Source organism: Arthrobacter sp. NamB2 (genome assembly GCF_005281365.1).
In the GTDB taxonomy this organism is placed as follows: Bacteria; Actinomycetota; Actinomycetes; order Actinomycetales; family Micrococcaceae; genus Arthrobacter_D.
On sequence record NZ_SZWI01000003.1, the window covers coordinates 264,620 to 288,047 of the forward strand.

Below are 23,428 nucleotides of genomic sequence, written 5' to 3' on the forward strand. Positions count from 1 at the left end.
GAAGAATTCCCTCGTCCTGCGGGAGTCGCCTCCAGGACGGATAGCCCGGGCCCTCACGACCGCAGGGATCGGCTGCACCGCTGTAAGCCCGCATAGACTGGCCTTTCGCGCTGGTTACGAAAGGCCCCTTCATGTTGAACACCGAACGAACCGGCGCTGGGGAGCCCCTCGTCCTCGTACATGGGCTCGGCTCGGGCCTTCGGAACTGGGACCCCGTGGTCCCCCTTGCTGCAGGAACAGCGCGAGGTCATCGCGATCGATCTTCCGGGGTTCGGCCGCAGCGCGCCGCTCACGGGCGAGGTAACTGTCGCTACCCTCACCGACGCCGTCGAGCAGTTCCTCGAGCAGGAGAACCTGCGCGACGCCGATATCGTAGGAAGCTCGATGGGCGCGCGGATCGTTGTCGAGATGGCGCGGCGAGGTCACGCCGGGAACGTCGTCGCCCTCTATTCCGGAGGATTCTGGAATGACATCCAGGTGCGCGTCTTCAACGCAAGCATCACCGCGTCCATCGCACTGGTACGGCGGCTCCAGCCCGTCCTGCCGTCACTCGTTCAGCAGGCAGCGGGCCGGACGGCGCTGCTCGCCCAGTTCTCCGCGGCCCCCTGGAAGCTCGATCCGGACCTCGTCCTGACGGAGCTTCGCGGATTCGCCACTTCACCCAGTCTTGACGAAGCGCGCAAGTCTCTCGCGCACGGACCGCGCCAGGCAGGCGCGCCACAGGGGACGGTCAAGGGCACGCTGGCGTTCGGCTGGGGCCGGTCGGACAGGGTGACCCCGCTCAGCGAGGCCGCCGTCGCCATGTCCCTCTATCCGGACGCCACCCTGCACGTCTTCGAGGACTGCGGGCACTTCCCGCACTGGGACCAGCCGCAGGAGACAGCCCGGTTCATCCTCGACGCCACCGCCGCTGGGTCGTAGCCCTTCTCCGAGCCGCATATCCAGCAAGCGTGCTGGTGGCGCCTCAGTACGTAAGCTGAGGACCGGCGCCGCCGCCTACCTGGAGTTCGCGATTGCCTGACCTGGTGCTGCAGCCCCACCAGCATGGTGCGGTTATGTGCCCCGGTCTTCCGCAGCATGGCGCTCACGTGCTTCTCGACCGTCTTCACCGAGATGGCGAGCCGCGTGGCGATCTGCTTGTCCGCGAGCCCTTCGGCCACGAGGTCCCGTACCTCGAGTCCGCGGGCCGTCAAGGATTTCGTCTCGCCTGTCTCCGCCGCGCGACTCTCCGTGAGCCGCGTGAACATCGCCTCGTCCAGCAGGGCGTCCCCCGAGCGGCGGCGACGACGACGCGCGCCACCTCCGCGGGCGTGGAAGAAAGTGGAAGGAAGCCGCGCACGCCCGACGACGCCGCGGCCGCCAGCAGTTCGTCCGCGAAATGGTCGACGACGGCGACCACCGGCCGCTCGACAGTATCCGCGTCCATGGCCCGGGCTTCGGCATACCGGGCCAGCAGGTGCTCATCGAGGACGATCATGTCCGGCTGCAGCAGGGACACCGATTCGGTGAGGTCCTCGAGCGTCCGAACTTGCCCAGGATTTGCACCGACGGCTCGGACGTCTCGAGCAGCCGGACGAGCCCGGCCCGGAGAAGGGGCTGGGTGCAGGCGACGAGGACCTTCCACCGCTCGCGGGAGGCGTCACCGTTCGAGGAGTACGGTACCTGCGCCCGGATGCCCCCACCCCCCCCCAGCCCAGTGTCGACTCCACGTGGAGTTCGCCCCGCAGGTAGTGAGCCCGGGCTGCCATGCCGTGCAGGCCGAGCTGGCTGCCCTTCAAATCCGTGCTCCCCTGGCCCTCGAACCCACGGCCGTTGTCCTCGATGACGGCCGTGATGCCGGTGGTGTCGTAGGGCAGTACCGCACCGGGACCGTCAGCGCCTCTCACTCGTAATGAAAAGGTCATCAGTTCGATTCTGATAGGAAGCTCGGGATAAACCCCGGACAGCCCCTTGTTTTAGGGGTTTCCGGGGTTTTTCGCTGGTTAAGTTGACGTCTCCGGATTCCTGTACATTCCCTCAGATGTCGCTCGATCATCGACGGTTTCGTCACTTTTTCGTCACCTAGGATGGCCTCCCGAGCCCCCTAAATCCTCCAAAGGGCCCTTGGCTTTGCCCCTGGTTTCCAAGCCCTAGCCCTACAGAAGCAGCTCCCGCAGGTGAGGCTTGCTGACCTCTTTAACTCTTGCGGAGTTACCGGACGGCCCATAGCAGTGCAGTCCCTGCTGCCGGTCAGGCACGGGAAAACTGCGCGGGAGCGGGCGCTTGGATCATGGCTGGCGGACGGTCGCCGACGGGCCGCTGAGGGACCCTGGGACCCTCTTCCCCGTGTACCGGGACGCGCTGGCGGTCCCCCTGGGTTGAGACACGCCTACGACGCGTTAGGCGCAGGACACGCAGCGTTGGCAGCAGCGGTTGGAGGAGCTTCGGCGGGTCCCCGCTGCCGCTGGCGGTGATTGAGCCCCCGGCAACAGAAAACCGAATGACAGTGAAGAACGCGTCCTGGGGTCTGGCTGCATTAGCAACGCATCGACTATCGCGCCGGCCAGAATGATGGACCCGGCAAAAGAGGACACGTTGAACCGGCTGGTGCCGGGCGGGCGGGGGGGGGCCGTGGCCACCGTGGCGGCCGCAGGAGCACGAACCTCCCCAACTAGAGCGTCGCCGGCGCCTGGACGGGCCCCCGGCCGTCGCAGCCGATCGAGGGTGGGGCCGTCAACCCCGAACAGTGCACGGAAATCCCGCGAAATAAGGGAGCCCTGGCGACTCGTGGGATTGGCCGCGCACTTGGGTTGATGGGTCGGGGCCCCGGACGTTCGGTCGTTTGAGTACGCCTCTCTTTGCGTCCTCGATCCTTGAGCATCCTTAGCGGAACAACCAAAACCCTCGTCATCTTGACTTTGGCTACTAAATTGGGAGGGATGGATTCAATAACTGCGGGAGCCGACCTGTGATACCTGAGGGCTATGAGTTGACATCTAAGGTCCATGAAGGTTCCTCGGCTCAAGTCTGGCGCGCCAAAAACCCCTCTGGTGAGACTGTCGTGCTAAAGCTCGCGGCCAGCGACTCCCACAGTGAACGCCGCTTCAAGCGTGAGATCGAGGGGACTAGGGACGCGGCGGGTCACCATGTCATACCGCTGCTCGACTTCGACGACACAGCCAGCTGGTACTCCATGCCAGCTGCGGCCAAGACGCTGTACCAGGAGAAGGACACCCTGCCGGCCTCTTTTGACGAGTCATTGCGCGTCCTAGAGGCGATCACTGCAGCGCTTCGTCCGCTTCATCTCGCCGGACAGGTGCACCGTGATCTAAAGCCGCAGAACATCCTTTGGCTAGTGGATGAGAAAGGTGCGCGATGGGTTGTGGCCGATTTCGGTATCGTCAGGAACCCTGCCGGGCTCACCAGGACACGACTAACTGCGGATGGCGGCTTGACCGGATCCGACGGCTGGGCGGCGCCCGAACAGTATCAAGATGGGCATAAAACTACAGCCGCCTCCGACGTCTATGCGGCGGGCGCCATCGTGTCCTGGATGCTCACCGGAGTACACCCGACCTTCGGCTACGTTGAGTATCCGCCCGCGTCCCAGCTCAGTGCGATACTCAAACGAGCGACCGCGCCAAAGCCGACTAACCGCTACCCAAATCTGGATGTTCTTCTGGAGGCTGTAAAGGTATCAGCCGCGGCGAGTACCACCAGCCTCAGCTCTCTTCTCGAAACCGGGAATTGGCCACAGGTTAGTGCCTACGTCAGTCAGGCAAACCGGCGCAACCAAGTTGTCAATGCACTCCCAAAACTCGATCAGTCACGGGTCGACGCATGGTTTGAGGCGGACCGCCCAGGTCTAGTCATGGGTGTCAGTGATGCTTTGGATAATCTGCGCGAAGACCACAGCGGCCTGGATATGAAGTCCCAAGTGGATCCCTTGTTGTCTTGGGTGGTGAGAGTTCTACGGGTTCTGGTGAACAACGGTGAACATGAGGACGCCACACATGTTGCAACCGCGCTATTTCATGCAACGGCATGGATGGATCAGTACACACCAGCGACGGCCATCCTCGATTGGCTCGATAACTTGAATGGGCAGGCACAACGGGCAATGGAAGTTGCCTTGCATAACTCCACCGATACGTGGGCGTTTTTTAAGTCGATGGCCAGCGGCAGGTGGCCTTCGAAAAGTAGAAGCGAACTCCTGCAGCGCCTGCAGGAGTAACAACTTAGACCAGGTCCCGGAACGAGGCTAGGCCTGCTTCACTGCCTGCAAGATCATTTCTGAGATCGTTTAGCCGCGATGACCGCAGCCTTGCTGAAATCGAGCGATCCCCTAGCTCCGACGATCCACCGTTTGCTGTTCTCTGCAAGCAGCGGATTAAGAGGTACGTCGTCTGGGAGATCTTCTCCGATCACCAGTAGTTGGGTGGGGGAGATTGGGAAGGAGACGGTAGAGATTTCGGCACCGTCCGTTGTAGGCCAGAGCAGGACCGCACCATCTCCGGTGGCGAGTCCCCTTGCCTCCCGCACCTGCCACGGCCACCGTTCCAGTCCCAGCGTGGTCAGCCTGAGGACTTCCTGTAAGGACTGCGCCAGGAGCAACGCGTCCCCGAGGGCAAGCTCAGTATGTTCGATCCGTCCGTCTGTTCTCAGTACGACGGCGGGGGCTCGGACCTTGGTTCGATCCGCATATCGTCCTCGGTCAAGGTGCATATCCAAGAAGGCGATCACGGCGCGCGCCTCGGCCGTCGTCAACGGTTTCCCTTCGCGCATCTTAACGAGAGCCGGAGTGCCGGCGTCCTCAATAAGTGAGTAGTCTCGCTCAAGGTTTCGAGTGAGGACATTGGGGTCGTAGGCGTAGCTTACGACTGTGGCCCTCAGATAAGACGAGGGATAGCCGCGGCCGTCCTGAAGATCGAGCACGTCGACGACGTTCCTCCTGTCTGCCCAGGCGCGGATATAGCCCTTCGACACCATGTGTGCGTTTTTAACATCGTCTTCTTTTACGGCCATGAACGACCCCCACCCCCCCCCCCCGCATCTCAAGGTACCCGATCCAGCCCCTTGTGCGGACTGGTCGATTCCTGTCGGTCTCGTGGCAGACGCCAGATCAAGCACGCACGTTCAGCGGTAGAACAAGTTCATCGGAAAGGTGATCCAACTCCGCAAGACCAGGTGTGCCGACTCGAAGCGAGTCAAGCACCCATGAGGCGAACATCGTTGCCATCGCTGTGAAATGTGCCGTTTGGCGCTCGTAAGGGTCAGTTGCCTCCGTCAGAATTACGAACTGCTTCTCGTCGTCCAGGTCCAAGAAGGCTGTTACCGTCTCCCCTGTTACGTGAATGATCTGCGACTGCTGCATGTAAGCGGTCTTGGGTGCCGTTGAAGTCGATCTGACTGATCATGTCTGTAACGCGGATCAGCCGCTTTCCCTTGCTCGTAACCGAGTCGAGAACCGCGTGCATCTCATCCTGCGGTCTGTTTAGGTATTCCGTAACAGCTCGGAATGCGCGTTGACGGGAATGGTGGTACCCCTCAATCAACTGGTCAGGGCCACTCTCGTCGAAGTGCGCCCACTGTGCCGTCAAGGCGTGCTCAAGGGCCCGCCGAGCGACGGCCACAGCCTCACGAGAGCGCCCGGCGCGGTATAGAACGACGTATGCGCCCGCATAGCGTATCGCTTGCTCACAAATGCCATACAGAGTTTGGAACTCTACTTGGTGTTCTGCAGCGACCTTGAATGAGTCTGCACGACGCAGATGTTGCTCATGCTCTTCAATAAATCCCAGCCACGCCTCTATGCGAGGCGAAGTCGAGTGCGGTGTGTTCACCAACCGAGTATCGGCGCTCTTGTGAATGTCTTAGCGCAGTCAGCCCAAGTCGCCTCCATCGTTCGACGGGACCCGACGCATTTCCGCTTCGGTGCTGAGTAAGGTGGTTTCTGGACCAGACGACTGCGCCGGTCCTCACGCGTCTTTCTGGGGGAAGATATGAATCCATTCGCATTAGAGTTCATGGCTGTCATCACTGCCACTGGCGTCACCGCTACAATTTTTGAGCACGCCAGAAAGTTCAGTGAGGACCCTCGGTACTGCAGAGCGCGCGGATGGTTTTTCCTCCTGGGAGGAATATCTGGCGCGCTGGTGGTACCGGCAATGCTTATCCAGCAAGGATCGCCTTCCCCACTTACTGGCTATGTTGTCGGTTTATTTTTCCCGTTGATTGCCGGCTTTATTTTCCTTTGGCGTGCTGCGAGGGGCGTCTCGAATATCACGTCGTCCCGCCAGCCAAATGTGGGGTCGGGCTATACGGAGGAGGACTTAAAGCTCCTCAAGCGGGTCAAGCTCGATGAGGCTGCAGCAGAAAAACGTTTCGATGATCCTGCAAGACAGACATGGCCCTCTTGAGCAAGAAGGCGGATACTACGTTCCTCCGGCATATGGCAGCTTACGAGCCGACCCCGGAAGGCTGGAGACTCCGAGCTCAGAAACTTGAAGAACCACAGCCGGGGAGTGAGCTTTCCGAGGACAATAAGGTTTTTCTGCAACCCATCAGTGATGAGGCCCGCCTGTCTCTTATCTCTGCAGGAGAACATCTAGGCTAGCCAGGACGGCTGTTAAAGCTGGAGAGTTGTACCCAACTGCCCACTTCACCTCATTGCGGGGTGCATTATTGGCGGCATCGCAAGCCGTATAAATTGTGGGGATTCGGCGAACCGACCCACGATCGGCGCAGTCTGGGTGGGCGCTATGATCCAGCTCGACGGCCGGCTTCCCTCGACCTCTTTGGCCTCAAACTAGCTCAGAAGGTCCCCCGTGGCCTTGGACATCGTGTATTTGCCGCACGTGAGCCCATTCTGCCTGAGAGGCCCCGCTGCACTCGAACGCCGATCCAAGGGAGCCGTCTAGCGGCATCGCAGCGATAGATGACTTGTCGGGTCGGTAGCAGCCGAGTAGTCCCGCTCCGAACATGAGCCTTAGGAATGGGTGCGACCCTGACTGTCAGTTCGAAATGTCGCTTGGAACTGTTGCCTTTTGACTGAAGAGGCGTTCTCGTTCTGAGGCGATGATGTCACGTGCCAGCTCTGCTTCGGAGATGTCGAAGGCTTCAGGGGCGCTGTCGGCTGTTTCGCTGACGCGGGCGAAATCGTCGAAAAGTTGCTGCTTTCGAGCGAGGATCTCGGTAATTCTCTGGTCGACGCCCTCTTCGGAGAGCAGTCGGTGGACCTGGACTGTCTCCAGCTGGCCCATGCGTCGAGCCCGTGCGATCGCCTGCCACTCTGTCGTTGGCTTGAGTTGCGGTTCGCAAATTACGACCACTGAGGCTGCTTGAATATTGAGACCGACCCCGCCGGCGACGATCTGGGAGACAAGCACTGCGCCGTGTCCCGCGGCTGAGAACTGATCAACCATCTCCTGTCGAGCGGCGGCTGGCACGGATCCGGTCAGCGGACCGAATACCCTGCCGGGGAGGGCTTGGGCGACCTGGTCAAGAACATCGCGGAATTGCGAGAACACGATGACCCGGCGACCGTTGTCTTCAGCTTCCTGGACGATCTCGACGAGGCGTCGCATTTTCATGGACTTGGCGCCGCTCGTTATTGCGGCCCGGCGCATGGCCATAAAATTCCCCGCCGCAACGGCATTGACGTAAGCGGCCATGTCCTCACTCGAGAAGGGGAGCCATTCGTCTGTCTCGACCTTCTCGGGGAGCTCGGTGAGAACATCCTCCTGGTTGCGGCGAAGGTAGGCCGGCGCGACCTGGCGCCGGAAACGGTGCGGTGCCAGGTCGCCGCCGTCAACTACGAGATCGGGCCGGAGGTAGCCAACAAGATTTCGGAACTCGTCGATGCGGTTCTCCAATGGCGTTCCAGTCAGGAGAACGGCGCGCTCCGTCCGGCTGATCATCGCCGCAGCCCTCTGGGAGCGTTGGGCAAAGGGGTTTTTAATGTAATGCGCTTCGTCGACTACGACGCATCCGAGGGTAACCAGATCAGGAACATGGGTTTCAAACCATGCAAGGGTTTCAAAGGTGGTCACGGCAACCCCACCGTTGCGGAGCCAGTTGCGTACCGCTGCCGCCCGTGAGGGCCCGTGCACACGGTGTGGCCGGAGCTTGGACTTGGCGCGGACCTCTCTCACCCAGTTGGTCACGACAGCGGCCGGGCAGATTACGAGTGAGTGGTTGACCCCTTTGGAACGAAGGTGGGCGAGCACAGCGAGTGCTTCAACGGTCTTTCCCAGGCCCATTTCGTCGCCGATGATCACTTTGCGCTGAACGAGGGCGAACCGGGCGCCGAAGCTCTGGTAGCCACGCAGCGACGCTGACAAGTGCTGCGTATCGAGTTCGAGCCTCCGTACAGCCTCCACAATATCGTCAGGGAGGTCGCCGTGAGCCTTCTGGTCATCCTCGGTGATGAAGCCAAGTTCGGCGAGAAGCGCGAAGTAGTCCGCTGGCCGAAGGAAGAAGTCGGCCCAAGGATCCTCAGCTATAGCCGCAGCCTCTGTTGACGCGACTTGTGCGGAGCGCCGAGTGACCGCCTGCACTGCTCGGGTAAATTCCGATACGGGGCGCTCACAGGCTAGGACGATAACGTGCGCGACGTGGTGATCAAGAGCCTGAGCCAGAGGAGTCAGAGAGTCTTTCAGCGCCAGGTCTTCGCTCGCAGTCCTGGTCTGCCGTACTGCGTCCCAAGCGGCGAGCCGTTGAAGTAGCTCACTCGCTTCAGGGATGCGGTTCTTGATATCGATTCGGACGGGCGTTTCTTCGTATGTTGTCTGCCAAAGCGATTGCGCCGCCCCGCGCACTCGCGTCCCAGTCGTTGCGCCGATCCCCGAAAGCTGTGACAGTTGGGCCCCATGGTCGAGGACGGCCTGGACGGTGCTAAGGCCTGCTTCTGTCAGCGGCCCAATGCGCAAACGATCCCGCGTCGCTTCTTTAAGTCGTTCCACGGGCATGTCGGCCAGTAGTCGCCGGACCTCGCGCTTCCGGACGGCCTCGCCGGCGGCAATAGCAGCGCTGCGGAAGCGTTCTTCCTCACGTAAGGCGGCATTGATGGTCTCGACAGCATTGGGCAGGTGCGCGACGGCTGCGGCTGGGAGCAGGTGCTGGCTGTTGCCAAGGTCATCAAGCCGGCCACCCACCCCCACAGAATCGGCCAGGGCTGCGGAAAGTGGAATCGTCGAGGGAGTGCCGCTTTGTCGGCCGAGGCGATCCAGCAGTTGAGGGACAGCGGCCCCAAAAGCCCAATTGTGGTATTGATTTAGGAAGGTGGCAGCCCTGGCGCCGGTTTCCCGGCTCTTGGCGCCTAGGAAAAACCGGCGTGCACCAAGGATCGCTTTTGCGTCGTCGATGGCAGCCGCGACGTCTGTCGTCAGGCTAAGGAGCGCTCTGCGCTCCTCCGGGCTAACGGCTGGAAGCTGGGCTTGCCGTGCTGCACAAGCCAACTGGGCCGTGTCAGTGGGACGTAGGGGCAGGATTCGCCAGGCGGGCCGGTCGTCACAACGCACTTCCACAGTTCTGCTGCGAAGGGTGGCGACGGCCTCGTCACCTGCCCTTTCCACCATCGAGCGGTGAGCCAGAATTGAGCGAGTTTGGGCGAGCCACCGTGTGGCCTCTTCAGAGACAACACGGAGTCGCTGACGTTCGTCTCGTTCCACGGCGGCCCTTCATTGATTAGGTGTTGTTGCAAAGATTAGTGCAGTGCCACCGACGATCCGGTGATGCTTTGTCTGACGGGTCCGGTAAGGTGAGTCGACTGTCGAATCGGAAGGTCCCATCATGCTGCTGGAAGAGCTTAAAACCGGACTGAGAATTGCGGGATTGATTCCCGCCGAGGTCATCACGGTCATCGCCGCTCAGTGGCACGGCGCGGACGCCCTCGAACTAACCTACAAAACGGCGGCCGGCGGCCTCGGCCAGCAGGTCGTTTTCCGCAAGGACCAGGACGCGTTGAGCGTCGCGCAGACCGGCAGCCGCGCTTTCGATGCCAGCGCAGGTGACTTCAAACTCGTGGCCGAAGCTCAGCGAATCTCCCTGGCCGGCTTATTTGACCCGATGTTGGCCGTGGCCACCAGCGACGTGCAGCCCCTGCCACACCAAATCCGAGCCGTGTACGGCGAACTGCTGCCGCGCACTCCGCTCCGATTTCTCCTGGCTGATGATCCAGGTGCCGGCAAGACGATCATGGCCGGGCTCTACATCAAGGAACTCATCCTCAGGGACGACGTGAAACAGTGCCTGATCGTCGCCCCGGGCGGGCTGGTGGAGCAATGGCAGGACGAGCTGTTCTTCAAGTTCGGGCTGCGCTTCGACCTGCTGACAAACCAGTTGATCGACGCCAACGTCAACTTCAACGTGTTCGAATCCAACCCGCTGCTGATTGCGCGGATGGACCAGCTCTCACGCAACGAACAACTCCAGGCCCAACTCAAAGAGACCGAATGGGACCTGATCATTGTCGACGAGGCCCATAGGATGGGGGCCCACTACTTCGGCGGCAAGCTGGAGAAGACCAAGCGGTTCCAGCTCGGTGAACTACTCGGAGAGATCACCAGGCATCTCCTCCTGATGACGGCAACCCCGCATTCCGGTAAGGAAGAAGACTTCCAACTGTTCCTGACATTGCTTGACCGCGACCGCTTCGAAGGCAAGAACAGGGCCACGGCCGACACCAGTGGCCTGATGCGCCGGATGGTCAAAGAAGACCTGCTGACCTTCGAGGGAAAGAAGCTTTTCCCGGAGCGTATTGCCGAAACCGTCCCCTATCAGCTGACCGCGCTGGAGTACGAGCTCTACGAGCAGGTTACGAGCTACGTCCGTGAAGGCATGAACCGCGCTGACAGAGTCGGCGGCAAACGCAAGAACACCGTCGGCTTCGCACTCACCGTCCTCCAACGGCGTCTCGCATCGAGTCCAGAGGCAATCTATAAGAGCCTGGTGCGCCGCTCCGAACGCCTGGAACGCAAAAAGCAGGAAATCCTCAACGGAACCTACACCGAGTCCGAACCCAGCATCGAACTGGACGGCTTGGACGCTGACGATTTCAACGCCGAGGAAACCGAAGCTCTGGAAGAAGAGCTCGTTGACGCGGCGACCGCTGCCCAAACAGTCGAAGAACTCAACGCAGAACTTGTCGAACTTACCGGGCTGGTGAACACAGCGAAGCATGTCCGCGACGCCGGCACCGACCGCAAGTGGGCTGAACTGTCCACCATCCTTCAGGACAACGCGCTCATCACAGACAACCACGGGTCACCGCGCAAATTCATCATCTTCACCGAGCACCGGGACACCCTCGGCTACCTCCAGGCCCGCATCGGCTCGCTGCTCGGCAAACCCGATGCGGTCAGGGCTATCCATGGCGGGGTGCGACGTTCCGAGCGGCGCCAAATTACCGAGGAGTTCACCAAGAACCGGGACTGCCAGATCCTGCTCGCTACCGACGCGGCCGGTGAGGGCCTCAATCTGCAAGCCGCACACCTGATGGTCAACTACGACCTCCCCTGGAACCCGAACCGGATTGAGCAGCGCTTCGGTCGCGTCCACCGTATCGGCCAGGAAGAGGTCTGCCGTCTCTGGAACCTCGTCGCCGCCAACACCCGCGAGGGCGAGGTCTTCACTCGCCTGCTGGACAAAATCGAGGAACAGCGCAAAGCGTACGGGGGCAAGGTCTTCGACGTCCTCGGCGAAGCGTTCAGTGAGACCCCGCTACGCACTCTGCTCCTGGACGCCATCCAGTACGGCGAGCAGCCTGAGGTGAAGGCCAAGATGCACGAGGTCATCAACGCCAGCGTCGGTGACGGCCTCAAAGAACTCCTTGAGGAACGAGCCCTCGCCTCCGAGCACCTCGCGGAGGCAGATCTCGCTGCGCTCCGTGCCGCGATGGACGAAGCCCGAGCCCGTCGGCTCCAGCCGCACTATATCGAGCTGGCCTTCAAGGCCGCCTTCACCAGGCTCGGCGGACGCATCGTCAAGCGGGAGAAGGGGCGCTACGAGATCGCGAATGTGCCGGTCCACCTCCGCTCCAGCAAGCACGGTCCGATTGCGACCAGATACGACAGGGTTACTTTTGATCTGCCGTACGTGCAGCCCGATGGGCTCGCCCGCGCGGATCTTCTCGCTCCCGGCCACCCTTTACACGACGCCGCCATGGATGAAGCCATACGCCAGTTCGGCGGCTCCCTGAACCGGGGAACAGTCCTGGTCTCGTCAACTCTCGAAGAACCCCATCTCCTAGTGGGGGTCATCGAAGAAGTCGCTGATGCCACCGGCGCCAGCGTGGCCAGGCGCTTCGGTTACGCCAACGTCGACAGCTACGGCAATGTCACCCCCGCGGGCCCCGCACCCTATCTGGACTGCGTCGCAGCTCCGAACTCCCCTGCGACCACAGCCGCACGGCAGCTCCCCTGGCTGCCACATGCCGAAGACAAAGCCAAGAGCTGGATCATCTCCAACCGCCTCCCGGACTACCTTGCCGAAATCCAGCCACGCCGTCACGCCGAACTCCACAAGACCCGGCAACTCGTAAGCAACCGCCTCGAGAGTGAACGTGACCGATTACTTCTTGACGCCGCTGTCGCGGCAGAGAACGAGCGTGCCGGCCAGAAGGCAAAGGAATCTTCTGACAGTCTTAACCGAAAGGCCGTCGAGCTGGATCTCCGCCTGCGCCAGCGCCTGGAACTGCTCGACCAGCAGGCCCTAATGTCCACCAAACCTCCGCATATCCTGACCGCGGCGCTCGTGCTACCCGTCTCCATGCTCGAGGACGAGCTTCCACCCACGGCCCCTATTCACGCCAAAGAGACCAAAGAGGTCGAGCGTCGCGGCGTTGACCTTGTGATGGCCCAGGAACGCGGCCTGGGTCGGCACCCCGTTGAGCAAGCGTTCAACAACCCCGGCTTCGACATCCTCTCCACAGCAGCGAACGGTGACACCTACCGGATCGAAGTTAAAGCACGCATCGATGGCGCCAACGACTTTTTCATCACCCACAACGAAGTCATGACCGGTAAGAATGCCGTCCCTCGCTACCGTCTCGCCCTCGTCCGGGTAGACCAACGCGGAGCACACCACGACGTAGTCCGCTACCTCGACAATCCTTTCGCCACGACCGACCTTGGCGACTTCGACGCCACCGGCATCCGCGGCGACTGGGCCAAGATGTGGGCAAAGGGGACCGAACCCTTCTGACGAGGAGAGCGTGAGTTGCTGTTAGTCCCGCATACTGCCCGTTAACCATCACATTTCTGTGTGGACTGATTCTGTCTTTGGCCCCACTAGAGTTAGTCGGGAAATCGCGACCGCGAATGCGGTCGCATAGGCGAGTCCACTCCGGACTCAGAGGGGTCGACAGGTAAGTGCAGAAACGCAAATTGATCGAGGTGGCGCTGCCTCTCGAGGCGATCAACCGAGAGTCGGCGCGCGAGAAATCGATCCGGCACGGACACCCCTCGACGCTGCACTTGTGGTGGGCGCGCCGTCCTCTCGCTGCGGCACGCGCAGTCCTTTTTGCCCAACTAGTCGACGACCCGAGCGCGCACCCCGAGCAATTTCCAACCGAGGAATTGCAACGCAAGGAGCGCGAACGGCTGCACGACCTGATCGAGCGACTCGTGGTCTGGGAGAACATCCGAGACGACAAGTTGTTCGCCGAGGCCCACGCCGAGATCCTCAAATCGGCAGACGGCGCACCGCCGGAGATTCTCGACCCCTTCGCCGGGGGTGGAACCATCCCACTAGAAGCTCAGCGACTTGGCTTAGTGGCACATGCATCTGACCTGAACCCGGTCGCTGTTCTCATCAACAAGGCCCAGATCGAAATACCGCCGAAGTTCCGGAACCAGCCGCCAGTTTTTCCCGGTCGCGCCGACTCCGAGTTCCGTTCATGGTCCGGCTCCGAGGGCCTTGCTGCGGACGTCCGGGAGTACGGCCAGTGGATGCGCACCGAAGCGGAGAAGCGCATCGGTCACCTCTATCCAATGGTGCGAATGAGTGACGGCACAAAGTCAAAAGTCATCGCTTGGCTCTGGGCACGGACCACTACGTGCCCGAACCCTGCCTGCGGCATCGAAATGCCTCTTGTTAGATCGTGGTGGTTGGGCACCAAGAAGGGGAATGAGGCCTATGTCGTCCCGACGGTTGTTTCCGATGCAACAACCCCTAGTGGCCAGGCTGTTCGATTCCAAGTTCATCTGGGGAAGGCTGGAGGTCCAAGACCGGGCGAGGAAGGCACTGTCGGTCGTAATGGCGCCCGCTGTGTCGCTTGTGATTCAGCAGTCGATCTAAAGTACATTCGCGCTCAAGCGCGCGCGAGAGGCCTCGGGCATCAGCTGATGGGAGTCGTCGCTGGAGGGGAGCGTCAGCGAACCTACGTTTCGGCGAGTGACGAACAGATGTCTGCTGCCGACGTGCGGCGACCGGATGATGCCCCTGACGCCTCGATTCCTCCCCAAGCGCCGAGCTTCCGCGTTCAGGCCTACGGCATGAACAAGTGGTCGGATCTCTTCACGAATCGGCAGCTGGTGGCGCTAACGACGCTCAGTGACCTTGTGACCGAGGCGAGGCAGAAGGTATTGGCCGACGGTGGTGAGTCTGCTTACGCCGATGCCATTGCCACGTACCTGGGCTTAGGCGTCAGCCGAACGACCGACCTCATGAACTCAATTGTGACTTGGTCGAATTCCCGCGACCAGGCAAGAAACCTTTTCGCTCGGCAAGCGATCCCGATGGCCTGGGACTTTGTCGAAGTGTCGCCATTCGCAGGAGCAGCCGGCGATGTCGGCGTCGCCCTGGCAACCATGTCGAAAGCGCTTGCGAACATAGCACCGAACGGTGTTGGCGAGGCAAGTCAACAAGATGCCGGATCCCGATCCTTCGACGGCATGCTCATAAGCACTGACCCGCCTTACTACGACAACATCGGATATTCGGATCTCTCCGACTTCTTCTATGTCTGGCTCCGCAGATCCCTCCGGACCGTTCACTCAGATCTGCTTTCCACGATGCTAGTGCCTAAAGCCGGGGAACTCGTAGCCAACCCATACCGGCACGGCGGCCGGGATGGGGCAGAACAGTTCTTCGAAGATGGATTCCGGCAGATATTTGCGCACGCTCGAACGGCAGCTTTTGCCGACTACCCGATAACCGTCTACTACGCCTTCAAGCAGAGTGAAGTCGATGACCGTGGTGAGGCTTCCACTGGTTGGGAGACGTTGCTGGAAGGAATGATTCGATCCGGATGGGAGATCACCTCGACCTGGCCTATGCGGAGCGAGCGCGGGGGGCGAATGATCAGTGTGGGTACGAACGCACTCGCATCATCCATCGTTCTCTCGCTCCGACCGCGGGAGCCCGACGCCCCGACTACGGATCGACGCGGATTCATCACCGCGTTAGAGGCCGAGCTGCCCGATGCGTTGCGAAAACTGCAGCAGGGCCAAATTGCTCCAGTCGATTTGCCACAGGCGGCGATAGGCCCCGGAATGGCCGTTTTCAGCCGATTTGGAGCCGTGCTTGAGCCGGACGGACGCAAGATGACCGTTCGATCGGCCCTGGCACGTATCAACGGCGTCCTAGACCAGGTGCTCAATGAGCAAGAAGGTGATTTCGATGCGACTAGTCGGTTCGCCATCGCTTGGTACCGCCAGCACGGCTACGGCGTGGGCAAGTTCGGTGACGCCGACAACCTTGCTCGTGCACGAAACACCAACGTCGATGCCCTGGATCGCGAAGGCATCCTGACGAGCCGAGCGGGCAACGTACAGCTCATCAAGTCTGCTGACTTGCGATGGGATTATGACGTGTTCAAGGACTCGCACACCAGCAACTGGGAGGCGCTCCACCATCTGATCAAGGTGCTGGAGCGCGACGGTATTGCGGCGGCGGGCGATTTCCTCCAGGAGGCGCTCAACAGGACTGACAGCGCGATCGATGCGGATCTAGTCAAGGAACTCGCTCACCTGTTGTTCCGCATTGCTGAAGGCAGGGGATGGACCAAAGAGGCGTTGGCCTTCAACAGCCTTGTGGCGAGCTGGCCAGAGATCCTCAACGTCGCTCGCACGCAGAAAAAGCCCACCACGACACAAGACGCTTTCAATTTCGACGGAGAGGACTAAGGTGGCTCTGAGCAATCGCGACAGGATCGACCAGATGTTTCAGGTGATGGCTCCGGCACTGGACGACTTCATTTCGGCCGTAATCGGTCAGACTAATTCCGGGATGGGCGTTGAGTGGACCAAGCTCGTCCAAGGCAAAGATCTGAAAAGCGGAGTGCCTGCCGGGAAGGTCTATGACCCACGGGACCCTCAAGTCCAATTCCGTATCCTGACCGAAGGCAACATCACCGGAGGTTACAAGCAGGGCTGGTATCCGTTCAACCAAACCCTCGGCAAGGCTGGTGAGTCGTTCGCGATCGAGTTGCGCGAGGTGCGCAACAATTGGGCACACAACGGCACTTTCACCGACGATGATGCCTATCGCTCCCTCGACACTGGGGAACGTTTGTTGAAGTTGGTCGGTGCAACAGCTGAGGCGGAGGAGGTCCGTGGTATCCGGCTGAACCTGCGTCGTGTAACCGCAGACAAGGACGACAAGAAGGTCCTCAAGGCCGCAGTGACGAACCCCGAAGCCTCAGGCCTGAAGCCATGGCGCGAGGTGCTCCAGCCGCATGATGACGTGGCGACAGGCAATTTCCATGCCTCGGAGTTCGCCGCCGACCTCTACAAAGTCGCAACAGGCGGCGAGGTCGATTCGGACTACGCCGACCCGGTGGAGTTCTTCAGACGCACCTACTTGACCGAGGGCCTGCGCGATTTGATTGGTCGCGCAGTGCGACGCTTCTCCGGCGACGACAACGTCTCCCCGGTCATTAACCTCCAGACCAACTTCGGTGGCGGCAAAACGCACTCGATGCTCTCGCTATGGCATGTCGCGGCCGGCCTCCCCGTCGGGAATTTCCCGCAGGAGACCCAGGAACTGCTGAGCGCTAATGGCTACACAGGTGCAAAGATCAACCGTGTGGCGATTGTCGGCAACCACTTCAGCCCGTCGGGGGTGATCAAGGACGACGGCACGCAGGTCAACACGATCTGGGGCGAACTGGCCTGGCAGCTCGGGGGCGCCGAGGCCTTTGCGATGGTTGCCAAATCGGATGCCGACCGCACCCACCCGGGTGCCGCCCTTCATGACCTGCTGGCGGCTCACTCCCCCGCAGTCATCTTGATCGACGAGTGGGTCGCCTACGCCCGCTCTCTGGTAGGCCGCGACGACCTGGCGGGTGGCACCTTCGACGACCAATTCACCTTCGCTCAGTCCCTGACCGAAGCCAGCAAAGGCACCTCAGGTGTTCTGCTTGCCATCTCGATCCCGGCTTCCGAGGGCGGCAACGACAGCGGAATGCTCACCGCGGGGAACGCCGAGGAGGTCGGCGGCGCCAATGGGCTGGAGGCTCTCAAACGCCTCCAGAACGTAGTGCGCAGGGTCGCCGACCAGTGGCGTCCCGCATCCTCGGACGAGGCCTATCACATCGTCAAGCAGCGCCTGTTCAAGCAGGCCGACGCCACAGCCCTGGCCTCCATTGGAGCCACTGCGAAGGCTTACGTTGAGATGTACCGCAAGTACACGGACGACTTCCCACGGGAAGCGCGCGAGCCGGCCTACGAAGACCGGATTAAGCAGACCTACCCGGTCCATCCCGAGCTGTTCGACACGCTATACGAGGAATGGTCCTCCTTGGAGCGGTTCCAGCGAACCCGCGGCGTACTACGGCTGATGAGCACGGTGATCCACGCCCTGTGGATCGGCGAGGACGCCTCTCCGCTGATCATGCCAGGTTCGATCCCGCTGGCGACCGCCAACGTGAATGCCGAACTCACTCAGTATCTTCAGGACTCATGGAAGGCCACCATCGACGCCGATGTCGACGGGCAAAATTCGGAACCGGCCCGCATCGACACCGAAAAACCATTGTTCGGGCAACGTGCCCTTACCAAACGCCTCGCGCGAACCGTGTTTTTCGGTGCTGCGCCAACCGTTGCCCCCGGCTCCGTACACAAGGGCATCGGGGCTCAACGGGTGTTCGTCGGCACCGCAATCCCGGGCGATGTTCCCGGCAACTTCCACGCTGCGCTCACCCAACTGGGAGACCGAGCGACATACTTCTACTCAGGCTCAGGCAAGTACTGGTACGACCTCCAGCCCAACATCACCCGCACAGCAAAGGACCAGGCTGAGCGCCTCCATAAAGAAGATGTTTGGGCCGAGATCGTCAAGCGACTCCAAAGCCAAGCCAGGACCCGCGGCGACTTCGGCGGAGTCCATGTCTGTCCCGAAACCAACGCAGACATCCCAGACACGGACGAGGCCCGACTGGTGATTCTTCACCCGAAGGTAGCTCATAAGCGAGGGACGGAATCCGTCGCCAAGGAATTTGCACAGAGGGCCACCGAACAACGCGGAAGCGCTAACCGGACCCATCGCAACATGCTGGTCTACCTTGCTGCTGACGAGGCAAGACTGGAGGAGCTCGATACAGCTACCCGCGACTATCTCGGCTGGACTCACGTCCTGGTAAACGAAGCTGACCTCGACCTCACCCAGAACCAGAAGAACCAAGCAGCACAACGCCAGGCCCAGGCGAACCAGACCGTCACTTCGCGTCTCTTGCAAACCTTCACCTGGGCCTTGGTCCCAGCCCAGCCTGAGGCCAGCGCACCATTCTTGATCCGCGAGACCAAGGTCGAAGGACAGTCTGAATCACTCCCCGACCGTGCCTCGCGTCGGCTTGGGAATGACGGCGACCTTTCCACCCGTCAGGCTGCAGCCACGATCCGGCTGGCGATCAGCAAGGTGCCACAGATCTGGAAGGACGGTCACGTCTCTCTCGGCGCCCTCTGGGGTCTCTATAGCCAATACCCGTATATGCCACGTCTGCGCGACAGGAGCGTCCTGGACTCGGGGATCGTCGACATGCCCATGATCTGGCAGACTGACGCTTTCGCCCTAGCTGCCAGCTATGACGATTCAACGGGCCGGTATGTCGGCCTTTGGACTCCAGCCGACCCCGTGGCTCCGCCGGCGGCGAGTGATTCCCTGCTTCTCGTCAAACCCGACATCGCTGAGAAGCAGCGTGCTGCAGAGCAAGGTTCTACCCGAACCACTACTGATGAGACTACCGAGCCTTCTGGCTGGATTGGCCCCCAAGCCCCCGTAGGTTCCCGCGGTCTGGTCGCTCCGGCCGGGCCCGCTTCGCCGCAGCCGCCGGACAATACCGGGCCGACGCGCTTCTACGGCGTCAAGACGCTGAATGCGGACAAGATTGCGCTCGACTTCAAGAACATCGCCGAGGAAGTCATAGCGCATCTACGTGCGGGCAAGAGTACTGACCTCGTTGTCCGGATCGAGATCGAAGCAACAGACAGCGATGGCTTCAGCGAGTGCAAGATTCGCACTGTCTCCGAAAACGCGCGAACCCTTAAGTTCGATCAGTCCGGATTTGAGGAGACCTAAGGGTGTTTCTCTAAGCAGCGGCACCAAAACGTCCTACGCTTACTCAAACGACCGTTATACACAGCAATAGTGATGGGGAATCCGCGCGTGACGGAAATTTCTGAACCTATTGGGGGGCGTCTCACCCCTCCCGTTCTTGTGGACGCAGCCGCTCCCGGAAGTGTGAGCGGCAGTCCCAGACCCTTCACTGGCGCTCCAATGCCCCCAAAGCAGCAGATCTACTTCTACTCTCCGGATGAGTGGGAGGAGTTCATTAGTGAGTGGGCAACCGGCCTCGACGAGCAATACGTCCAGACCAAGCGATTTGGGGGCGCGAACGATCGAGGGGCAGATGTCGCTGCCTTCAAAACCGCTGACGGATTCGACGGGCCATGGGATTGTTTCCAAGGCAAGCACTACGCGAAGGCACTGACTCTTGGAAATGCTCTGCCGGAAATCTTGAAGGTCCTCCACCATACTGCCGCCGGCCATTACACGCTCCCTGACACATACAGATTTTTAGCCCCAAAGGGCTGCGGATCAGGGCTGAATAAGCTTCTGAGTTCGCCGACACGGTTGAAGGAAGAGTTCCGGGCACACATGGACCCTAACAACCGGCTCGTTCGAGAACTCTCAAGCGCTGAACTCATAGCAGTGTCCGCCCTCGCCGACTCAATTGACTTCTCCATGTTCCGGTCGGTGGAGCTTGCGGAAGCACTTGATGTCCACTCAACAACTCGATACCACGCGGCCCGCTTCGGCGGACAGATGCCCGACAGGGCAGCACCTGGACAGGCGCCGCCAGCAACCATCGCGCAGGCGGAGACTCGGTATGTAGAGCAACTTATCGACGTCTACTCCGAAAGGCGTCCGGATCATGCGTTCGTACCCAGCACTGTGGGCGAAGATCCAGAGTTTGGAAAGCATTTCCTCCGCCAAAGGATTCGCTTCTATCAGGCTGAATCTCTTCGCCTCTATGCCCGGGACAGCGTTCCGGAAGGCACATTCGAAATGCTGCAGGGCGACATTCACAGCGGAGTGATCGATGTCGTCGAAGCGGAGCATCCAACAGGCTATGCTCGCTTGAATCAAGTGTTGACCCTCGTGGGGCAACTGGACCTCAGCGCCCATGCCCTGATTTCGGTCTCAAGCATGGACGACAGAAAAGGCATCTGCCACCAGCTCGCGAACGAAGACCAACTTGTCTGGGTCACGGGGTCATGATTCAAGTCTTGAACAGCCCACTAGAAGTGGGGTTACGTGCCTTGTTCGTACTAACCGAGGCGTATCCAGAAGCTTTGGATGTCGGTAGCCTCGTGCTCCTCGACCACGGAGTCCTGAATAGCGCCGACCTGGGCGGGCCCGCCAGCCTCCATCCACCACTCCCTGCTCGTTCGGGGGAACTTGCGATGAAGCGACAGCTAATCGAGGAGGGCCTTCAGATCCTCATTAGGTCCGACCTAACCGAGTTAGCCCTTGACACCCGAGGCATCCAGTTCCGGGCGAGCGAGGAGGCTCATGGTTTCACCACACTCCTGCAAACGCCCTATGCGAGCGGTCTTCGCGAGCGAGCAAAGTGGATCGTCGCACTCCTCTTGCCTGCTGATGAAGCTTCAATTCGGAATCGAATGCGCTCCGTTCTAGGGAACTGGACCGAGGAGTTTTTCACCGTCACGCACCTGCCCGAGGATGAATAATATGGGTAGTTTTCAGCTAACCCACCTGACCTTCATTGGTACGAATGTTCCACCCGCGTCTGTTGATTTCGGCCCTGAGATGACTCTGGTGCGGGGCCCCTCAGACACCGGCAAGTCCTTCATCGTGAATGCGATTGACTTCCTTCTTGGAAGTGGCGGACTCAAAGAAATACCAGAGCGCTCAGGGTACTCAGATGCCCTGCTAGGTCTTGTCCTTTCATCGGGAGAGTCAGTGACGTTACAACGATCCGTTAGAGGCGCCCGACGAATCGGCCTATATCACTCCGACATCCGAAAGGGGCCCGTGCCTGCACCGGATGAATGGCTGGCTCCCAAACACGGAGAGTCCAGCCTGTCCAGCTACCTTTTGCATGAGCTCGGGCTGTCTGGAAGTAGGATTCGGACCAACGTCAATAACGCAACGACTTCTCTAAGCTTTCGCGACATTGCCCACCTCACCATCGTTGATGAATCACAGATGCAGGCTGAAACACCGCCTGCGTTGAAGGGAAGATACACAACGAAAACGAGGGAGCTATCTGTTCTGAAGCTCCTGCTACAGAACGAAGATGATTCTGGGTTAGAGGAGGTTGCTCCTCAGCAGGAAGTGAGAAAACTGAGTGCCGCAAAGGTTGACGTTGTTGACCGAATTATCGGCGATGTGACTGAACGGCTTGACGGCGCACCCGACGTTGACGAAGCTCAGACTCGACTGATTCGGCTTTCCAAATCGATCGAAGATCAGTCAGCGTCACTGCAGGAGTGGATGAAGCAGCAAGATCTCGTGGCGAGTTCAAGGGTTAGAAACCAAACTCGTTTGAGGGCAAATAAGTTGAGAGCCGCGGAAACGTCGGCTCTCAGCGGGCGATTCACACTTCTTAGAAGCAAGTACGAATCGGACCTGGCGAGGCTAGACACAATCAAAGAAGCTGGAAACCTCCTCGGGTACTTCACCAACGGCGTGTGCGTATTCTGTGGCGCTGAGTCAGAACACCAGCACAAGGCCGTCCACCATGGTGAGACAACACACCTTGACCAGTCTGTCCGTGTAGAAAGAGAGAAGACCAGCCAACTGCTCGATGACCTACTGCTCACACTGGGCGATCTGGAAAGAAACCAACAGGGCCTTCAGGACGAGGCTCGTAGGCTGCAGCAAGAAATCGAGCGACAAGCCCAAATACTCGCTGAATTGGACAAATCTCTTCGTCCCCATGAGGTGGGCCTTAGTGACTTGCTGGCAGCCCGATCGTCACTCGAACAAGTAATTGGACTGCACGACCAAGTTGCAAAGCTCCGCGCGCTGAGATTACAAGTTGCTACCGAGGTGACAACAGGGGTTACAGATGCTGTCTCCGGCATGGACATTCGTCCCATCAATGAGTTCTCCCAGGAAATAGCGAAAAGACTCAAAGCTTGGGGATTCCCTGACTGGGCGCATGTGCGTTACGACCGGACGGCACAGGATATTGTTTCCGCAGAGCAACTACGCTCCGCCCACGGCAAGGGAGTCCGATCTCTTCTCCATGCAGCCTTCACAGTTGCTCTCGCGCAATACTGCTTTGATCGTGACCTGCCGCATCCGGGATTCATCGTCCTCGATTCGCCACTCATCACCTACCGCGCACCGGATGCGTCGGAAACAGAAGGGCCTGACCGGAATGTGGCGACAGCTTTTTACAATGATCTGCAGCATAATTTCGACGGCCAAGTCATCATCATGGAAAACACAGACCCGCTCGAGGAGCTAGGTGAACAAACAATTGATGTCCAGTTCACGCACCTCGAGGGCGTAGGACAATATGGGTTCTTCCCGATGACAACGGATTGAATCAATCACTGATCAACGAAAAGACCTGCACCAACCTGCGGCCCTAACGCGCGGCCGGCAAGCATTCGGGGGCCCTAGCAGGAACTTGGGACTAAAGAGTACGTCGCGGGCTGGGGCAAATTGCGGAAAGGTAAGTGGCTCAAACTTTCTCCGGGCTACCGGACCATGGGTCGCCGGCCGCCCCGGTATGGCATGTTCTTGGCTGACGAATCCGGTGCGAGGAGTAGGTCGGTCACTGGAACTTCAAGTACGTCCGCGATATCCCACAGTCGCAGTACCCGCGCGTAATAGTCTTCGGTGCTCTCGTCCGTGCGTTGGTCATAGCCCCGACGCCGGTGAGTACCGCCTCGGGGTATCCGCCGGCGTGGGACTGCTCAATGGTGACGCCGGTGTCTTCCACTGCATCATGCGGCTACCCGACCACCAT

The 23,428-nt window shown here is 60.2% G+C and carries 14 protein-coding genes; 9 read left to right on the forward strand and 5 right to left on the reverse strand.

Annotated elements, in window-relative coordinates; genetic code table 11:
• Nucleotides 1-225 precede the first annotated feature (225 nt).
• Nucleotides 226-921 carry an alpha/beta fold hydrolase gene (locus FDK12_RS07725; protein WP_262983302.1) on the forward strand — a complete coding sequence of 232 codons (696 nt, stop codon included), beginning with the start codon at nucleotides 226-228 and terminating at the stop codon, nucleotides 919-921.
• Here the strand turns inward: FDK12_RS07725 and FDK12_RS15450 are convergent.
• Nucleotides 810-1,247: a response regulator transcription factor gene (locus tag FDK12_RS15450; protein WP_137369033.1), complete on the reverse strand. Its 438-nt coding sequence runs from the start codon at nucleotides 1,245-1,247 to the stop codon at nucleotides 810-812. The genes FDK12_RS07725 and FDK12_RS15450 overlap by 112 nt on opposite strands.
• Nucleotides 1,190-1,498 carry a hypothetical protein gene (locus tag FDK12_RS15050; RefSeq protein WP_189636295.1) on the reverse strand — a complete coding sequence of 103 codons (309 nt, stop codon included), beginning with the start codon at nucleotides 1,496-1,498 and terminating at the stop codon, nucleotides 1,190-1,192. Before FDK12_RS15050 ends, FDK12_RS15450 begins: the two co-directional genes overlap by 58 nt.
• A 1,449-nt stretch (nucleotides 1,499-2,947) precedes the next feature.
• On the opposite strand from FDK12_RS15050, the gene FDK12_RS07735 reads away from it, so the two are divergent.
• On the forward strand, nucleotides 2,948-4,213 hold the full coding sequence (locus FDK12_RS07735; protein WP_189636296.1) for a serine/threonine-protein kinase: 1,266 nt from the start codon (nucleotides 2,948-2,950) through the stop codon (nucleotides 4,211-4,213).
• 53 nt (nucleotides 4,214-4,266) lie between these two features.
• Here FDK12_RS07735 and FDK12_RS07740 read toward each other — a convergent pair whose 3' ends face one another.
• Together FDK12_RS07740 and FDK12_RS07745 are read right to left on the reverse strand one after the other, a co-directional pair.
• The gene (locus FDK12_RS07740) at nucleotides 4,267-5,004 is read right to left on the reverse strand and encodes a DUF4238 domain-containing protein (protein WP_137369035.1); all 738 of its coding nucleotides are present in this window, start codon (nucleotides 5,002-5,004) and stop codon (nucleotides 4,267-4,269) included.
• Nucleotides 5,005-5,101: 97 nt separating this feature from the next.
• On the reverse strand, nucleotides 5,102-5,353 hold the full coding sequence (locus FDK12_RS07745) for a hypothetical protein (protein WP_137369036.1): 252 nt from the start codon (nucleotides 5,351-5,353) through the stop codon (nucleotides 5,102-5,104).
• Between the two features lie 652 nt (nucleotides 5,354-6,005).
• Here FDK12_RS07745 and FDK12_RS07750 point away from each other — a divergent pair.
• On the forward strand, nucleotides 6,006-6,398 hold the full coding sequence (locus FDK12_RS07750; protein WP_137369037.1) for a hypothetical protein: 393 nt from the start codon (nucleotides 6,006-6,008) through the stop codon (nucleotides 6,396-6,398).
• 594 nt (nucleotides 6,399-6,992) lie between these two features.
• Here FDK12_RS07750 and FDK12_RS07755 read toward each other — a convergent pair.
• Nucleotides 6,993-9,650: a DEAD/DEAH box helicase gene (locus FDK12_RS07755; RefSeq protein WP_223263163.1), complete on the reverse strand. Its 2,658-nt coding sequence runs from the start codon at nucleotides 9,648-9,650 to the stop codon at nucleotides 6,993-6,995.
• A gap of 121 nt (nucleotides 9,651-9,771) precedes the next feature.
• Here FDK12_RS07755 and FDK12_RS07760 point away from each other — a divergent pair, with 121 nt between their 5' ends.
• From FDK12_RS07760 to FDK12_RS07780, 6 genes are all read left to right on the forward strand, one after another.
• A complete protein-coding gene (locus tag FDK12_RS07760) occupies nucleotides 9,772-13,182 on the forward strand; it encodes a helicase-related protein (RefSeq protein WP_137369038.1) in 3,411 nt (1,136 codons plus the stop codon).
• Nucleotides 13,183-13,349: 167 nt separating this feature from the next.
• Nucleotides 13,350-16,106: a DUF1156 domain-containing protein gene (locus FDK12_RS07765; RefSeq protein ID WP_137369039.1), complete on the forward strand. Its 2,757-nt coding sequence runs from the start codon at nucleotides 13,350-13,352 to the stop codon at nucleotides 16,104-16,106.
• Nucleotide 16,107: 1 nt separating this feature from the next.
• Nucleotides 16,108-19,497 carry a Swt1 family HEPN domain-containing protein gene (locus tag FDK12_RS07770; RefSeq protein WP_137369040.1) on the forward strand — a complete coding sequence of 1,130 codons (3,390 nt, stop codon included), beginning with the start codon at nucleotides 16,108-16,110 and terminating at the stop codon, nucleotides 19,495-19,497.
• 198 nt (nucleotides 19,498-19,695) lie between these two features.
• Nucleotides 19,696-20,700: an ABC-three component system protein gene (locus FDK12_RS07775; RefSeq protein ID WP_137369041.1), complete on the forward strand. Its 1,005-nt coding sequence runs from the start codon at nucleotides 19,696-19,698 to the stop codon at nucleotides 20,698-20,700.
• On the forward strand, nucleotides 20,697-21,173 hold the full coding sequence (locus FDK12_RS15455) for an ABC-three component system middle component 2 (RefSeq protein WP_411266152.1): 477 nt from the start codon (nucleotides 20,697-20,699) through the stop codon (nucleotides 21,171-21,173). Before FDK12_RS07775 ends, FDK12_RS15455 begins: the two co-directional genes overlap by 4 nt.
• Nucleotide 21,174: 1 nt before the next feature.
• On the forward strand, nucleotides 21,175-23,001 hold the full coding sequence (locus FDK12_RS07780; protein WP_137369042.1) for a hypothetical protein: 1,827 nt from the start codon (nucleotides 21,175-21,177) through the stop codon (nucleotides 22,999-23,001).
• The last annotated feature ends 427 nt before the right edge of the window (nucleotides 23,002-23,428 follow it).

Bases quoted from the DNA above. Each gene is read 5' to 3' on its own strand.
- FDK12_RS15450 (WP_137369033.1), bottom strand. From the start codon at position 1,247: ATGTTCACGCGGCTCACGGAGAGTCGCGCGGCGGAGACAGGCGAGACG.
- FDK12_RS07775 (WP_137369041.1), top strand. From the start codon at position 19,696: ATGCCCCCAAAGCAGCAGATCTACTTCTACTCTCCGGATGAGTGGGAG.
- FDK12_RS07750 (WP_137369037.1), top strand. From the start codon at position 6,006: ATGGCTGTCATCACTGCCACTGGCGTCACCGCTACAATTTTTGAGCAC.
- FDK12_RS15455 (WP_411266152.1), top strand. From the start codon at position 20,697: ATGATTCAAGTCTTGAACAGCCCACTAGAAGTGGGGTTACGTGCCTTG.
- FDK12_RS07740 (WP_137369035.1), bottom strand. From the start codon at position 5,004: ATGGCCGTAAAAGAAGACGATGTTAAAAACGCACACATGGTGTCGAAG.
- FDK12_RS07745 (WP_137369036.1), bottom strand. From the start codon at position 5,353: ATGCAGCAGTCGCAGATCATTCACGTAACAGGGGAGACGGTAACAGCC.
- FDK12_RS07760 (WP_137369038.1), top strand. From the start codon at position 9,772: ATGCTGCTGGAAGAGCTTAAAACCGGACTGAGAATTGCGGGATTGATT.
- FDK12_RS07780 (WP_137369042.1), top strand. From the start codon at position 21,175: ATGGGTAGTTTTCAGCTAACCCACCTGACCTTCATTGGTACGAATGTT.